At 60.0% G+C, this 14,702-nt stretch carries 13 protein-coding genes; 8 read left to right on the top strand and 5 right to left on the bottom strand.

Annotated features, from left to right (window positions below):
• Nucleotides 1-271: 271 nt before the first annotated feature.
• Entirely contained in the window at nt 272-1,735 is a 1,464-nt protein-coding gene (locus E3Z29_RS22025; RefSeq protein ID WP_003226583.1) for a glyceraldehyde-3-phosphate dehydrogenase, read from the top strand.
• Between the two features lie 181 nt (nt 1,736-1,916).
• On the opposite strand, the gene E3Z29_RS22020 is transcribed toward E3Z29_RS22025, so the two are convergent.
• Nucleotides 1,917-3,218 carry an MFS transporter gene (locus E3Z29_RS22020; protein WP_134786953.1) on the bottom strand — a complete coding sequence of 434 codons (1,302 nt, stop codon included), beginning with the start codon at nt 3,216-3,218 and terminating at the stop codon, nt 1,917-1,919.
• Nucleotides 3,219-3,633: 415 nt separating this feature from the next.
• Between E3Z29_RS22020 and E3Z29_RS22015 the strand changes: the two genes are divergently transcribed.
• Both E3Z29_RS22015 and sthA read left to right on the top strand, forming a co-directional pair.
• Nucleotides 3,634-4,578, top strand: coding sequence for an FAD:protein FMN transferase (locus tag E3Z29_RS22015; RefSeq protein WP_305955840.1), 945 nt, complete (start codon nt 3,634-3,636; stop codon nt 4,576-4,578).
• A gap of 197 nt (nt 4,579-4,775) precedes the next feature.
• On the top strand, nt 4,776-6,170 hold the full coding sequence (gene sthA / locus E3Z29_RS22010) for a Si-specific NAD(P)(+) transhydrogenase (protein WP_003226580.1): 1,395 nt from the start codon (nt 4,776-4,778) through the stop codon (nt 6,168-6,170).
• A gap of 42 nt (nt 6,171-6,212) precedes the next feature.
• Here sthA and E3Z29_RS22005 read toward each other — a convergent pair whose 3' ends face one another.
• Together E3Z29_RS22005 and E3Z29_RS22000 are read right to left on the bottom strand one after the other, a co-directional pair.
• Entirely contained in the window at nt 6,213-6,938 is a 726-nt protein-coding gene (locus E3Z29_RS22005) for a glycerophosphodiester phosphodiesterase family protein (protein ID WP_134786951.1), read from the bottom strand.
• 14 nt (nt 6,939-6,952) lie between these two features.
• Complete coding sequence (locus tag E3Z29_RS22000) at nt 6,953-7,534, bottom strand: PilZ domain-containing protein (RefSeq protein ID WP_007968195.1); 582 nt, start codon at nt 7,532-7,534, stop codon at nt 6,953-6,955.
• Nucleotides 7,535-7,628: 94 nt separating this feature from the next.
• Between E3Z29_RS22000 and E3Z29_RS21995 the strand changes: the two genes are divergently transcribed.
• From E3Z29_RS21995 to E3Z29_RS21985, 3 genes are all read left to right on the top strand, one after another.
• Entirely contained in the window at nt 7,629-8,879 is a 1,251-nt protein-coding gene (locus tag E3Z29_RS21995; protein ID WP_095668723.1) for a lipoprotein-releasing ABC transporter permease subunit, read from the top strand.
• A gap of 7 nt (nt 8,880-8,886) precedes the next feature.
• On the top strand, nt 8,887-9,573 hold the full coding sequence (lolD, locus tag E3Z29_RS21990; RefSeq protein ID WP_167734160.1) for a lipoprotein-releasing ABC transporter ATP-binding protein LolD: 687 nt from the start codon (nt 8,887-8,889) through the stop codon (nt 9,571-9,573).
• 169 nt (nt 9,574-9,742) lie between these two features.
• A complete protein-coding gene (locus tag E3Z29_RS21985) occupies nt 9,743-10,987 on the top strand; it encodes a lipoprotein-releasing ABC transporter permease subunit (protein WP_134786950.1) in 1,245 nt (414 codons plus the stop codon).
• Between the two features lie 98 nt (nt 10,988-11,085).
• Here the strand turns inward: E3Z29_RS21985 and E3Z29_RS21980 are convergent, their stop codons facing one another.
• Both E3Z29_RS21980 and E3Z29_RS21975 read right to left on the bottom strand, forming a co-directional pair.
• Nucleotides 11,086-12,435, bottom strand: coding sequence for a heavy metal sensor histidine kinase (locus E3Z29_RS21980; RefSeq protein WP_134786949.1), 1,350 nt, complete (start codon nt 12,433-12,435; stop codon nt 11,086-11,088).
• Nucleotides 12,435-13,115, bottom strand: coding sequence for a heavy metal response regulator transcription factor (locus tag E3Z29_RS21975; protein WP_134786948.1), 681 nt, complete (start codon nt 13,113-13,115; stop codon nt 12,435-12,437). The genes E3Z29_RS21980 and E3Z29_RS21975 overlap by 1 nt, the downstream gene beginning before the upstream one ends.
• Nucleotides 13,116-13,269: 154 nt before the next feature.
• Between E3Z29_RS21975 and E3Z29_RS21970 the strand changes: the two genes are divergently transcribed.
• Nucleotides 13,270-13,803, top strand: coding sequence for a plastocyanin/azurin family copper-binding protein (locus tag E3Z29_RS21970; protein ID WP_134786947.1), 534 nt, complete (start codon nt 13,270-13,272; stop codon nt 13,801-13,803).
• A 61-nt stretch (nt 13,804-13,864) separates the two neighbouring features.
• Nucleotides 13,865-14,695 (top strand): NADPH-dependent 7-cyano-7-deazaguanine reductase QueF, encoded by an 831-nt coding sequence (queF, locus tag E3Z29_RS21965; protein ID WP_098964791.1) that lies wholly within the window; start codon nt 13,865-13,867, stop codon nt 14,693-14,695.
• Nucleotides 14,696-14,702: the final 7 nt, after the last annotated feature.

Below are 14,702 nucleotides of genomic sequence, written 5' to 3'. Positions count from 1 at the left end.
TCTTCGCGGTTTGCGCAAAATGTAGTGGTAACCATAAAAACGAGCACTTTTTTAGTGGTTATGTAGTGCCGAAATCGACTGGTGTTACGGAGGGTTACAGACATCGTCTAACAGTCGTCGAAAAATTGACTGCGCTGGAAGCCCCGGTTTTACTGGGCTGGCGCGGGGCGTGATTTTTTTGAACGGGATTTTGTTACCGATTGCGCGACAAGCGCGCATTGCTACAAGAGGTTCTCGGCGGCATAATGTAGCCCCTTTTTTCTGCCCCTACATGTGGAAGGTTCCCGTGACTCAGAAGCCCGACCAGTGTCTTGGTGAATGGATCGACCGTGAAGCACTCGCAGAAGCGATGATTCCGCTTATCGGTCAGCTCTACCGCAATAACAACGTGGTGAGCTCGATCTATGGCCGCAGCCTGATCAACCAGTCTGTCATCGCGATTCTCAAAGCTCACCGCTTTGCTCGCCACCGTTCCTCCGACGATAGCGAACTCTCCGTCCACGAAACATTCCCTCTGCTGAAAGCCATGAGCGAGCTCAAGCTCGGCGCGGCTTCGGTAGACCTGGGCAAGTTGGCGTTCAAATTCCGTAGTGAAGGCAATGGCCGCAGCGCCGAGCAGTTCGTGCGTGAAGAACTGGCTGACGTGGTTGGTCAGCAAAACGCTTCGGCCCGCAAAGGCACTGACGTTGTGCTGTACGGCTTCGGTCGTATCGGCCGTCTGCTGGCGCGCATCCTGATCGAGAAAACCGGTGGTGGCGACGGTCTGCGTCTGCGTGCCATCGTCGTGCGCAAAGGCGCCGAAAACGACCTGACCAAGCGCGCCAGCCTGCTGCGTCGCGATTCGGTACACGGTCCGTTCAACGGCACCATCGTCATCGACGAAGAAAACAACACCATCACCGCCAACGGTAACCTGATCCAGGTGATCTACGCGAAGAACCCGACCGAGGTGGATTACACCCAGTACGGCATCAAAGACGCGCTGCTGGTGGACAACACCGGTGTATGGCGTGACGCCGATGGCCTGGGTCAGCACCTGCAATGCCCGGGTGTCGCTCGCGTTGTTCTGACCGCGCCTGGCAAAGGCAAGCTGAAGAACATCGTTCACGGTATCAACCACAACGAAATCACCGCTGACGACAAGATCGTGTCCGCCGCTTCCTGCACCACCAACGCCATCGTGCCGGTGCTGAAGGCTGTGAATGACAAGTTCGGCATCATCAACGGTCACGTCGAAACCGTTCACTCGTACACCAACGACCAGAACCTGATCGACAACTTCCACAAGGGCGATCGCCGTGGCCGTTCCGCCGCGCTGAACATGGTGATCACCGAAACCGGTGCTGCCACCGCTGCTGCCAAGGCTCTGCCTGAGCTGGCCGGCAAGCTGACCGGTAACGCGATCCGCGTTCCGACGCCAAACGTGTCGATGGCCATTCTCAACCTGAACCTTGAGAAAGCCGCCAGCCGTGAAGAGATGAACGAGTACCTGCGCTACATGGCGCTGCACTCCGATCTGCACAAGCAAATCGACTTCGTCAACTCGCAGGAAGTGGTGTCCACTGACTTCGTGGGTTCGCGTCACGCCGGTGTGGTCGACGCTGAAGCGACCATCGTTCAGGACAACCGCGTTGTTCTGTACGTCTGGTACGACAACGAGTTCGGCTACAGCTGCCAGGTGGTTCGCGTGATGGAAGACATGGCCGGTGTAAACCCGCCAGCGTTCCCGCGCTAAGCCTTCGCTGCAAATGAAAACGCCCCGACTTAGGTCGGGGCGTTTTTTTATGCCTGCTGAATCTTTATTGCCTGTACCGGCCTCTTCGGGAGCAAGCCCCCTCCCACAGGTTTGGCGGTGTTCACACAATCATGTTGGCACCACCGGTCCTTGTGGGAGGGGGCTTGCTCCCGAAGGCGTTTTATCGGGCGCCACCTGCCACGGCCGCTTGCGCAGTCCGCAGTTCATGTTTGTTGCCACGGAACAGCACCAGCGTCGCAATCAACCCCAGTACCGCCGCACCGCTGAGCCAGATCCCCGGCGCAGCCTTGTTGTCCAGCACATGGATCAGATAAGTACAGGCTGCTGGCGTGAAGCCACCAAAGGTCGCCGTCGCCAGGCTATAGGCCAGCGAGAATCCGGTGGTGCGCACTTCCACCGGCATGATTTCGGTCAGAGCCACGACCATCGCGCCGTTGTACGAACCGTACAGGAACGACAGCCACAGTTCGACGATCAGCAGATGACTGAAACTCGGGTTCGCCACCAGCCACGACAGCGCTGGGTAGGCGGTCAGGATCGCCAGAATGGTCGCCGCCAGCAGTAGGGGTTTGCGCCCGATCTTGTCGGACACCGCGCCCATCACCGGCAGCCAGAAGAAGTTCGACAGACCGATGCACACGGTCACCAGCAGCGCGTCGAAATCCGACAGATGCAGTTCAGCCTTGCCGAAGGTCGGGGTGTAGGCGGTGATGAGGTAGAACGAAACCGTGGTCATCACCACCAGCGCCATGCCGGCGATGACGATGCCAAAGTTCTGACCGATTGAGCGGACGATTTCCCGCAGGGTAGGGCGATGTTTGCGCGCCTGGAATTCCGGGGTTTCCTCCAGCGAACGACGAATGACGAAGATCACCGGAACAATCATGCAGCCGATCAGGAACGGCACGCGCCAGCCCCAGTCACCCATCTGTTCCGGGCTCAGCCAGTGGTTGAGGCCAACCCCGAGCAGGCCGGCAAACACCACCGCCGCCTGCTGGCTGGCGGACTGCCAACTGACGAAAAAGCCTTTGCGGCCCGGCGTGGCGATTTCCGCCAGATACACCGAAACACCGCCCAGCTCGACGCCGGCCGAGAAGCCTTGCAGCAAACGACCGAATAGCACGATCAGTGGGGCGGCGACGCCGAGGGTGGCGTAGCCGGGGACACAGGCAATCAGCACTGTACCGGCGGCCATCAGCGCCAACGTAATGATCAGACCCTGGCGACGGCCATGGCGGTCGATATAGGCACCGAGGAAAATCGCTCCCAGCGGACGCATCAGGAAGCCGGCACCGAACGTCGCCAGGGAGAGCATCAGGGAAGCGAAGGCGCTGTCGGCCGGGAAGAAGGTTTTGGCAATGGCCGTGGCGTAGAAGCCATAGACCATAAAGTCGAACATCTCGAGAAAATTGCCGCTGACAACGCGAAAAATCGCTTTGCCTTTGCCCGTGGTGGAGGACATTGGTTCGTACTCTCTGTTGGCTGTCTTATTGGAAATCCCTGAACTAGACACGTCCTCGCCGTCACGCGGCAAACTCAGGCAGTACCCGTGAACAGTTTTGTAACCATATGTGTATAAAGAACGTTAGGCAACAATTGGTTAGGGCACTGCTTAAACGATATAGCCATTACGAAGGCCAGCATGAGGCTTTCAAGCGAATGAAAAACCTGTAGGAGCTGCGGAACGCTGCGATCTTTGATGTTGCTTGAAAAGATCAAAAGCAAAAGATCGCAGCCTCGTTTCACTCGGCAGCTCCTACAGGTTCTGGCGCATAATCTTCAGCTTTGTGTGGGGAGTAGGGGATTTGTCTAAAAGGAGGCTGATCAGCCTTTTGCTGCTGGTGGGCGCCTTGTCCGGCTGCGGCAACGGCGATTCCATGGAAAGCTTCGGCGGTCCGACCATGGGCAGCACCTATTCAATCAAGTACGTGCGCCACGCCGGTCTTCCCGAGGTCGCGCAGGTCCAGCTTGAAGTGGAAAAAATCCTCACCGACGTCGATCAGCAGATGTCGACCTATCGCAGTGACTCAGACATCGAGCGCTTCAATGCTTTGCCGGCGAACAGCTGTCAGACCATGCCGGCTGCCGTGCTCGAATTGGTCCGTGTCGGCGAACAGCTGTCAGAGCAAAGCGAAGGTTCCTACGACCTGACCGTCGAGCCGCTGATGAACCTGTGGGGGTTCGGCCCGCAAGGGCGTGAAGAGAAAGTCCCCGACTCCGCCGCGCTGGCCGAAACCCTGCAGCGAGTCGGCTACCGCCATTTGCATATCGACGGCGACCGCTTGTGCAAGGACGCCGCTGTCGAAGTCGACTTCAACAGCATCGCCGCCGGTTACGCGGTCGACACCATCGCCGCCAGGCTCGAGTCGATGGGCATCCATGACTATCTCGCCGAAGCCACCGGTGAGCTAAAGGCCAAGGGCAAGAAGCTTGATGGCTCATCCTGGCGTATTGCGCTGGAAGAGCCCCGAGACGATCAACAGGTGGCCGAACGGATCATTCAGGTCGACGACTACGGGGTTTCCACCTCCGGTGATTACCGCAACTATTTCCTGCAGGATGGCCGGCGCTATTCCCACACCTTCGATGCGCGGAGCGGGGCGCCGGTCCTACATAACCTGGCGTCAGTCACGGTAATTCATCCTTCAGCGTTGATGGCCGATGGACTATCGACGCTGTTGCTGATTCTCGGGCCTGAACGGGCTTGGGACTATGCCGAAAAACATGACATTGGTGCATTCTTCGTGATTCGTGCCGATACAGGTTTTGTTATCCGCACCAGTGCGGCTTTCGAACGCCTCAGTGGCGCAAAAATTGACTGAAAACAGTACGAAAGCTGGCGTTGTAGTGCAGGCAAAAGTAGCCTACGACGCGACCAAGGGTTAATGTGCGCGGCGTTGACGCTTCTATAGACTGTGTCCGGGTTCTTTACTGACCCCCAATTGTTCCTTCGCGCCACGATTCGGCGTGATTTAGCCGCCGGTGCTGCTGGCACCGCGGCCTGTTCTGAGGAGTACGCATGGCTGTCTACAACTACGACGTGGTGGTGTTGGGTTCCGGCCCGGCGGGAGAAGGCGCGGCAATGAACGCCGCCAAAGCAGGGCGCAAGGTGGCGATGGTCGATAGCCGTCGCCAGGTCGGCGGCAACTGCACCCACCTGGGAACCATCCCGTCCAAGGCCCTGCGTCACTCGGTGCGGCAGATCATGCAGTTCAACACCAACCCGATGTTCCGGGCGATCGGCGAACCGCGCTGGTTCTCCTTCCCGGACGTGTTGAAAAGCGCCGAGAAAGTCATTTCCAAACAAGTCGCTTCGCGCACTGGCTACTACGCCCGTAACCGCGTCGACGTGTTCTTCGGCACCGGCAGCTTCGCCGACGAGCAAACCATCGAAGTGGTCTGCGCCAACGGCGTGGTCGAGAAGCTGGTGGCCAAGCACATCATCATCGCCACCGGTTCGCGCCCTTATCGCCCGGCGGACATCGATTTCAATCACCCGCGTATCTACGATAGCGACACCATCCTCAGCCTCGGCCACACCCCGCGCAAACTCATCGTTTACGGCGCCGGTGTGATCGGTTGCGAATACGCCTCGATCTTCAGCGGTCTGGGGGTACTGGTTGAACTGGTGGACAACCGCGGTCAGTTGCTGAGCTTCCTCGACTCGGAAATCTCCCAGGCGTTGAGCTATCACTTCAGCAACAACAACATAACCGTGCGCCACAACGAAGATTACGATCGCGTTGAGGGCGTCGATAATGGGGTTATCCTGCACCTCAAGTCCGGCAAGAAGATCAAGGCCGACGCCTTGCTCTGGTGCAACGGCCGTACCGGCAACACCGACCAGCTCGGTCTCGAAAACATCGGGGTCAAGGTCAACAGCCGTGGCCAGATCGAAGTCGACGAGGCCTACCGCACTTGCGTGCCGAACATCTACGGCGCCGGCGACGTGATCGGCTGGCCGAGCCTGGCCAGTGCCGCCCACGACCAGGGTCGTTCGGCTGCCGGCAGCATCGTCGATAACGGTAGCTGGCGCTTTGTGAACGATGTGCCGACCGGCATCTACACCATTCCGGAGATCAGCTCGATCGGCAAGAACGAGCAGGAGCTGACCCAGGCCAAGGTGCCGTATGAAGTCGGCAAGGCGTTCTTCAAGAGCATGGCGCGTGCGCAGATCGCCGGCGAGCCGCAAGGCATGCTGAAGATCCTGTTCCACCGTGAAACCCTGGAAGTGCTGGGCGTCCACTGCTTCGGTTATCAGGCGTCGGAGATCGTGCACATCGGTCAGGCGATCATGAGCCAGCCGGGCGAGTTGAATACGCTGAAGTACTTCGTCAACACCACGTTCAACTACCCGACAATGGCCGAAGCCTATCGGGTAGCGGCGTACGACGGCCTCAACCGGCTTTTTTGACGGGCTCCGGCCGGTGGCCTGAGCCGGCCGGGGAGACCGATTTCAGCAATTCTCGAGGGTGGCAGTGGCCAAACCGGGAAAGTCTGTAATCAGGCTGTCAACGCCGAAGAAGTCGGCGAGTCTGCGCATCAGCGCAGGCTCGTTGACGGTCCACACCGAGACATGCAGCCCCTGACGCTGCGCCTTCTGCAGGCGTTCCGGCGTACACAGCGTCCAGTTCAGAGCCAGAATCTCACAGCCATAGCTGGCCGCGACCTTTAGCGGGTCGAGCCAGGCGTATTCGGCCACCAGTCCACGCGACACGTCCGGTACCAGGTCCAGCGCCGCTTTCAGCACTTCCCGCGAGCTCGAAGTGATGGTGACCTTGTCCAGCAGGCCATGACGCTGGGCCATTTCGCGAATCGCCAGTACGGTAGTCGCGGCGCGGGTGCGCGATGCACTTTTGACTTCCAGCTGCCAGTGCTCGAAATCACATTTTTCGAACAGCTCTTCCAGTGTCGGAATCGGGCACGGCTTGATCCAGCCCGGGCCGCCCTTGCGCGCGTCGTAGGTCACCAGTTCGGCGGCGGTGTGCTCGACCACCTTGCCGCGCCGGTCGGTGGTGCGCTTGAGGGTCGGGTCGTGGATCACCATCAGCTCGCCGTCCTTGGACAGGTGCAGATCCAGTTCGCAACGGCGCACGCCGTGCTTGAGACATTCCTGAAAACTGGTCAGGGTATTTTCCGGTGCTTCGCCCTTGGCGCCGCGGTGGCCGTAGATGAGGGTCACGGTGCTTCCTTAATTTAAATGCCTGATTCGTTCTGTTCACGGGCCAGGCGTCGTTCCTGGGCCTGTTTCTGCAAGATATAGCGGGCGAGCAACTGGCGCTGGGCGTCGGTCAAGTGTTCGAACTCGGTGCCGACGTCGTAGCCGTCGCCCTTGCGGTCGCAATGGGTGACGCGGGCGCGCAGCAGCAGGCCCAGTGCCTGCGGCATCAGCACCAGTTTCACCGAAAGGTGCGCGCCAGTGGCAATCGGGGTCGGGTGCTGAAAGTCGATCCCGCCTTCGGAGATGATCACCGGTTGCGGCTCGCCGATATGGCCGAGCACGGTCAGGGCGACCACCTGGCTGAGCAGGTCGATGCGTTTGTTCTGGGATTTGAGAAACGCGGCGATCGCCCGGTCGCGCTCGCTGATCTGGCGTAACAGGTGCTGCGACTCGAATTCGCTCAGGTGCAGTTCGCTGAGCAGGTTGAACAGCGGGGAAGCATCCTGCAACACTTCCTGGCCTGCGGCTTCGGGAGCGGACAGGGGCCGAATTTCCAGTGCGATCATGTCCTCGATACGGTAGTATTCGCGGCGATCTTCTTCATCTAATGTCGACATGGCGAACCCATGGTAGCGGCGGTGGTCTGAGTGTAAAGCTGGTTATCGACCCCCGCCACAAGGACGTTCCTTTTCCCTCCGAACAAGCCCCGACATGTTCAGACCTCTCTTCGTATTTATCGGCACGCGTTATACCCGTGCAAAGCGTCGCAATCATTTTGTGTCATTCATTTCCCTGACTTCGATGATCGGGCTCGCCCTCGGCGTGATCGTGATGATCGTGGTGCTTTCGGTGATGAACGGCTTCGATCATGAGATGCGCACCCGCGTGTTGGGCATGGTGCCCCACGCGACTCTTGAAACCGGCGAACCGATCAACGATTGGCAGAGCCTGGCCGCCAAGGTCAAACGCAACCCTGAGGTGACGGCGGTTGCGCCGTTTACTCAGATGCAGGGCTTGCTGACCAACAACGGCCAGGTGTCCAAGGTGTTGCTCAACGCCATCGACCCCGCGCTCGAGCGCAATGTGTCGATCATCGACAACTTCATGAAGCAGGGCAAACTCGACGATTTGACGCCGGGCAGCTTCGGCATCGTCATCGGCGACAAGGCCGCGACCAAGCTCGGCGTGGGCCTCGGTGACAAGGTCACCTTCGTCGCGCCGGAGGTCAGCGTGACCCCGGCCGGGATGTTCCCGCGCATGAAGCGTTTCACCGTGGTCGGCATTTTTCATGTCGGCGCCGGTGAGCTGGACGGCTATCTGGGCGTCACCAACCTGCAGGATCTGGCGAAGATGCACCGCTGGAAGCCTGATCAGGTGCAGGGCATCCGGTTGAAGTTCGATGATCTGTTCCAGGCGCCGCGCGTGGCCTGGACCATCGCCCAGCAGTTGGGCGAAGACCATTACTACGCCCGCGACTGGACCCGCACCCACGGCAACCTGTATCAGGCGATCCGCATGGAAAAAGCCATGATCGGTCTGCTGTTGCTGCTGATCGTTGCGGTGGCTGCGTTCAATATCATTTCCACGCTGGTGATGGTGGTAAATGACAAGAAGAGCGACATCGCCATTCTGCGTACCCTCGGCGCTACGCCGGGGACGATCATGCGCACGTTCATGGTGCAGGGCACCGTGATCGGCGTGGTCGGTACGGCGATTGGTGCCGTGGTCGGGATCTTCGCTGCGCTCAACGTCAGTGCGGCGATTTCCGCCCTCGAAGGGCTGATCGGCCACAAGTTCCTCAACGCCGATGTGTATTTCATTGATTACCTGCCGTCGCAGGTGCAGAGCCAGGACGTGGTCATGGTCTGCGCTGCTGCGTTGGTCCTGAGTTTCCTCGCCACCCTGTATCCCGCCTGGCGTGCTGCGCGCACCCAGCCGGCGGAGGCGCTACGTTATGAGTGAGTCGGGCATGAGTGATAAAGCAATTTTGAGCTGCCGCAACCTGGGCAAATCCTACGAGGAAGGCCCGGAGTCGGTGCAAGTGTTGGCCGGTCTGCAACTGGAGTTGCACCCGGGCGAGCGTGTGGCGATCGTCGGCAAGTCCGGTTCCGGCAAAAGTACCTTGCTCAACCTGCTGGGCGGTCTCGACACGCCGACTGAAGGCAGCGTCTGGCTCGACGGCGAAGAACTGTCGGCGCTGAGCGAGAAGAAGCGTGGCCTGCTGCGTAACCGTGCCTTGGGGTTCGTGTACCAGTTCCACCACTTGCTGCCGGAATTCACCGCGCTGGAAAACGTCTGCATGCCGCTGCTGATCGGCAAGACCGCGATCCCGCAAGCACGTCAGCGCGCTACCGCGTTGCTGGAGCGGGTGGGGCTGGGCCATCGTCTGGAGCACAAACCGGCCGAGCTGTCCGGTGGCGAGCGCCAGCGTGTGGCCATCGCCCGGGCGCTGGTGAACAATCCAGGCCTGGTGATGCTCGACGAGCCAACCGGCAACCTTGATTCGCACACCGCCGAAGGCATCCAGGACTTGATGCTGGAACTCAGCACTTCAATGCGCACGGCGTTCCTGGTGGTGACTCACGACATGAACCTGGCCCGCCAGATGGACCGCGTCCTTCAATTGCAGGAAGGCTGCCTGACTCCAATCGCTTGAGAGCTACTGCGCTCGGAAATACTGCGTTAAAAACAGGCTCGGAATGCTCATTTACAGCCAGTAGACTCCGCTTCCTCGCCTGTTTTTGCCTTGTCTTTCCTTCGCTCGCTACGCTCTCAAGCGATTGGCCGCTTTTTTAAGCTTGATTTTTTATACGGTGCCCCAGCGAATGTTCAGACCGTTATCGATCTTTATCGGCACGCGCTATACCCGCGCCAAGCGCCGCAATCGCTTTGTTTCGTTCATCTCGATGACTTCGATGATCGGGCTCGCCCTCGGCGTGCTGGCGATGATCGTGGTGCTGTCGGTGATGAACGGCTTCCAGCGCGAAATGAGCTCGCGCATCCTTGGCATGGTGCCGCACGCGACCATCGTTGGCGTCAAGCCGATCGATGACTGGCAGCCGGTCGCCGCCGCCGCGCTGAAAAATCCGGAAGTGACCGCCGCCGTGCCGTTCACCGAGATGGAAGGCATGCTGTCTTACAAGGGTTTGATGCAGCCGATCCAGATCAGCGGCGTCGACCCGGCCCAGGAAGGCAAGGTGTCGATTGTGGCCCAGCACATTGTGCAGGGACGTCTCGATGACCTGAAGCCGGGCGAGTTCGGTGTAGTGATCGGTGAAATCACCGCGCGGCGCTTCCGCCTCAACGTCGGCGACAAGATCACTCTGATCGTGCCGGAAGTCAGCACCGCACCGGGGGGCATTACCCCGCGCATGCAGCGCCTGAACGTGGTCGGTGTGTTCAAGGTCGGCGCCGAACTGGACGGTTCGATGGGCCTGATCCACGTGGCCGATGCCGCGACCATGCAGCACTGGCAGCCGAATCAGGTGCAGAGTGTGCGCCTTGCGGTGAAGGATCTGTACGCCGCGCCGAAAGTCTCCTCGGACATCGCCGCAGGCCTGGGCGATGAGTTCAAGGCTGACGACTGGACTCACACCCAGGGCAGCCTGTTCAGCGCGATGAAAATGGAAAAAACCATGATCGGCCTGCTGTTGCTGATGATCGTCGCGGTGGCGGCGTTCAATATCATCGCCACGCTGATCATGGTGGTGAACGACAAAGGCGCAGACATCGCGATCCTGCGCACCATCGGCGCCACGCCACGGCAGATCATGGCGATCTTCATGGTGCAGGGCACGGTGATCGGCATTGTCGGCACATTGATTGGTGGCGTGCTCGGCGTGATCGCGGCGCTGAACGTCAGCGAAATGGTTGGCTGGGTCGAGCGCGTTACCGGGCAGCACATCTTCAGTTCCGACGTGTACTTCGTCAGCAACCTGCCTTCGGAATTGCAGGGCGGGGATGTGCTGTTGATCTGCTCGGCGGGCTTTATTCTGAGCTTCCTGGCGACGGTGTACCCGGCGTTGCGGGCGGCGAAGATCGAGCCGGCGCATGCGCTGAGATATTCGTAAGCTCTATTACCGCTATCGCGAGCAGGCTCACTCCTACAGGGGAATGCATTTCAACTGTAGGAGTGAGCCTGCTCGCGAAGGGGCCGGACCTGCTGGCCTCAATTCCCCTTGGGCAACTCAATCACAAACCGCGTCCACCCCGCAGCCGATTCGCAATGAATCTGCCCACCATGGGCGCGGACGATCGATTGGGTAATCGCCAGCCCCAGCCCCGCATGTTCACTGCTGCCTTCCTGCCGCGCCGGATCTGCTCGATAAAACCGGTCAAACAGCCGTGGCAACAACTCTGCCGAAATGCCTTCGCCACTGTTCTCCACCGACACCTGCGCTATGTGCGGTTGATCGACGATGGACAGGCGCACGCTGCCTGACGCCGGGGTGAAGCGCAGCGCGTTATCCAGCAGATTCGACAAGGCCCGGCGCAACATATTGCGATCACCTTCCATGCGCGCATGACCTTCGCGGCTCAGCGTCACCCCGGCGTCCTCGGCCAGTGGCGCAAAAAACTCCAGCAGCACATCGCTCTCATCCGCCAATTCCAGTGCCTCACGCTTGGGCATCAGCAAACCGTGATCAGCCTTGGCCAGATAAAGCATGTCGTTGACCAGTTGCGCCATCCATTGCAGTTCTTCGAGATTGCTGTGCAGGGCTTCGCGGTAATCCTCGATCGGTCGCGGGCGGGTGAGGGTGACCTGGGTGTGGGTCAGCAGGTTCGACAGCGGTGTGCGCAGTTCATGGGCGATGTCGGCAGAGAACGCCGACAGCCGTTGAAACGAGTCATCGAGGCGTCCGAGCATGGCGTTGAAGCTGTGGGCCATTTCCGCAAGTTCTGGCGGCATTTGCGCTTCCGGCAGTCGGGCGTTGAGCGAATGTGCAGAAATCCCACGGGCGACTGCGCTCATACGGCGCAACGGACGCAAACCGCTGCGCGCGGCCCACGCGCCGAGCAGCGCAGTGGCCAGGGCCGACAAGCCGACGGTCAGCCAGATCAGATGCTGCATGCGTTGCAGGAAGTGCTGGTGGTGGGTGATGTCCAGCAGCAGCGTCAGTTGTGGCGAGTCGGGTTGATCCGGGTGGAGCGGGGCGTTGAGCACGCGGTAGTCGGCGCCGTCATGGCTGATGGTCGACAGGCCCGGCTGTTGCGGCAAGTCCTGCGGTAAATTGATCGAGCTGTCGTACCAGCGCTGGCCGTCACTGCCGGTAATACGCAGCGCCAGATCGGCCTGACGGCTCAGCTCATCCGCCAGCCGCGCCTCACGCTGAACGGGTTGCACATCCTGCAAGGCCCGGCGCAAACCGATCAGCTTGCCGTCGAGCAATTGCTGGTCGAGCTCAATGAAGTGCGCCTCGCTGGCGCGGCTGAACAGCACCCCGGCGAACAGCGAGACCACGGCGGTGCAGGCGGCAAAGAGCAGCGCCAGACGAGAAGTCAGCGACAGGCGACGCATCAGGCCGGACGCTCTTCAAGCACGTAACCCATGCCGCGCACGGTGTGGATCAGTTTGTTGGGGAAGTCATCGTCGATCTTCAGGCGCAGGCGCCGGATCGCCACTTCGATCACGTTGGTGTCGCTGTCGAAGTTCATGTCCCAGACTTGCGAGGCAATCAGCGATTTCGGCAGCACTTCACCCTGACGGCGCAGAAGCATTTCCAGCAGGGCGAATTCCTTGGCGGTCAGGTCGATGCGCTGACCACTGCGTTCGACCCGACGGCGAATCAGGTCCAGACGCAGGTCGGCCAGTTGCAGACTGGTTTCCTGGGGCAGGGCGCTGCCCCGGCGCAGCAGGCTGCGCACCCGGGCCAGCAGTTCGGAGAAGGCGAAGGGTTTGACCAGATAATCGTCGGCGCCGAGTTCGAGGCCGTGCACCCGGTCTTCCACGGCGTCCTTGGCGGTGAGAAACAGTACCGGCGTGTCGAGGCCGGCGTTGCGCACCGCCTGCAGAATCTGCCAGCCACTGCGCCCGGGCAGCATCACGTCGAGAATCAACAGCGCATAATCCCCGTTCAACGCCAGTTGCTGACCGCTGACGCCGTCGGCCACCAGTTCTGTGTTGAAGCCGGCCTCGGTCAGGCCCTGGCGCAGGTAGTGGCCGGTTTTCGGTTGGTCTTCGACGATCAGCAGTTTCATGGGCGACTCGGGTTGTAGGAACAAAAGCGTTATACCGTGGGAGCAGGCGACACGCGCCAACCTGACAAAGTTGTAATCTGCCTGTCAGGTAGCTGCCAGCGCAGGCGGGCTAGAGTTTCCCACAGGCTGAACCTTATCTTGTTGGAGTATGACTATGTTTTTGCGCAACCCTCTGGCCGTCGCCGCCTGTGTGCTGGCGCTGAGTTCACCTGTCTGGGCCGCACCCGCGCACAGCTATGATTTCGGCCAACCGGCACCAGCAGCCAAGGCTACTCGCAGCATTGAAGTTGTACTGAACGACATGTCGTTCGATCCCAAGGCGATTCAGGTCAAGGCCGGTGAGACGGTTCGCTTTGTGCTGGTGAATAAAGGCCAGTTGCTGCACGAATTCAACCTCGGTGACGCCGCGATGCATGCCCAACACCAGCAGGAAATGTTGCAGATGCAGCAAAGCGGCATGCTCACGCCTACCGGCATGAAAGAAATGTCCCACGACATGGCGGGCATGGATCACGGCAGCATGGGCCACGGCATGAAGCACGACGACCCCAACAGCGTGCTGGTCGAGCCGGGCAAGACCGCCGAGCTGACGTGGACCTTCAGCAAGGCCACCAGCCTGGAATTTGCCTGCAATATTCCCGGTCACTACCAGGCGGGCATGGTCGGCAAACTGACTGTCAGTCAGTAAGCACTCAAAGGCGGGCGCAAAGGCTGATAGAATCCGCTGATTCTTCAGTCAGGTTTCCGCCATGCATCCCGCAGCCGAACATTCGCCGCTGGGCAAATCCAGCGAATACATCGCCACGTACACGCCGTCCCTGCTGTTCCCGATTCCGCGCACCGCGAAATGGGCCGAGCTGGGCCTGACCGCCGAAACCCTGCCGTATAAAGGCGTGGATTTCTGGAATTGCTTCGAACTGTCGTGGTTGTTGCCATCGGGCAAGCCGGTGGTGGCGATCGGTGAATTCAGCATTCCGGCGGATTCGCCGAACATTATCGAATCGAAGTCGTTCAAGTTGTACCTGAACTCGCTGAATCAGACACCGTTTGCCGATATCGCCAGCCTGGAGGCGACGCTGGTCAAGGACCTGTCGGCCGCTGCCGGCAAACCGGTCGGCGTACGGGTACGCAGCCTGAAGGACGTCGAAGCCGAAGGCGTCGTGGCGTTGCCGGGCGTGTGCATCGACGATCTGGACATCAGCGTCAGCAACTATGAGCATCCGCGTCCGGAACTGCTGCGTTGCGATGATTCGAAGATTGTCGAAGAGAGCGTGCATAGCCATCTGCTCAAATCCAACTGCCCGGTGACCAGTCAGCCGGACTGGGGCAGCGTGGTGGTGGAATATCGTGGCGCGGCGCTGGATCACGCGAGTCTGCTGGAATACATCGTCAGTTTCCGCCAGCACTCGGACTTCCACGAGCAGTGTGTGGAGCGGATTTTCCTCGACCTGCAGCGTTTGCTGAAGCCGGAGAAACTGACGGTGTTTGCGCGCTATGTGCGTCGGGGTGGGCTGGATATCAACCCGTATCGCAGCACTGAAGCGGTACAACTGCCGAACCACCGCCTGGTCCGTCAATAAACATCTG

This window comes from Pseudomonas sp. S150 (assembly GCF_004526365.1).
Classification (GTDB): domain Bacteria; phylum Pseudomonadota; class Gammaproteobacteria; order Pseudomonadales; family Pseudomonadaceae; genus Aquipseudomonas; species Aquipseudomonas putida_A.
This window is presented reverse-complemented; position numbering and strand designations above follow the sequence as displayed.

Excerpts from the sequence above, each read along its gene's own strand:
- E3Z29_RS22025 (WP_003226583.1), top strand. The coding sequence starts at position 272 with ATGTGGAAGGTTCCCGTGACTCAGAAGCCCGACCAGTGTCTTGGTGAA.
- E3Z29_RS22020 (WP_134786953.1), bottom strand. The coding sequence starts at position 3,218 with ATGTCCTCCACCACGGGCAAAGGCAAAGCGATTTTTCGCGTTGTCAGC.
- E3Z29_RS22015 (WP_305955840.1), top strand. The coding sequence starts at position 3,634 with ATGGAAAGCTTCGGCGGTCCGACCATGGGCAGCACCTATTCAATCAAG.
- sthA (WP_003226580.1), top strand. The coding sequence starts at position 4,776 with ATGGCTGTCTACAACTACGACGTGGTGGTGTTGGGTTCCGGCCCGGCG.
- E3Z29_RS22000 (WP_007968195.1), bottom strand. The coding sequence starts at position 7,534 with ATGTCGACATTAGATGAAGAAGATCGCCGCGAATACTACCGTATCGAG.
- E3Z29_RS21995 (WP_095668723.1), top strand. The coding sequence starts at position 7,629 with ATGTTCAGACCTCTCTTCGTATTTATCGGCACGCGTTATACCCGTGCA.
- lolD (WP_167734160.1), top strand. The coding sequence starts at position 8,887 with ATGAGTGATAAAGCAATTTTGAGCTGCCGCAACCTGGGCAAATCCTAC.
- E3Z29_RS21985 (WP_134786950.1), top strand. The coding sequence starts at position 9,743 with ATGTTCAGACCGTTATCGATCTTTATCGGCACGCGCTATACCCGCGCC.
- E3Z29_RS21980 (WP_134786949.1), bottom strand. The coding sequence starts at position 12,435 with ATGCGTCGCCTGTCGCTGACTTCTCGTCTGGCGCTGCTCTTTGCCGCC.
- E3Z29_RS21975 (WP_134786948.1), bottom strand. The coding sequence starts at position 13,115 with ATGAAACTGCTGATCGTCGAAGACCAACCGAAAACCGGCCACTACCTG.
- E3Z29_RS21970 (WP_134786947.1), top strand. The coding sequence starts at position 13,270 with ATGTTTTTGCGCAACCCTCTGGCCGTCGCCGCCTGTGTGCTGGCGCTG.
- queF (WP_098964791.1), top strand. The coding sequence starts at position 13,865 with ATGCATCCCGCAGCCGAACATTCGCCGCTGGGCAAATCCAGCGAATAC.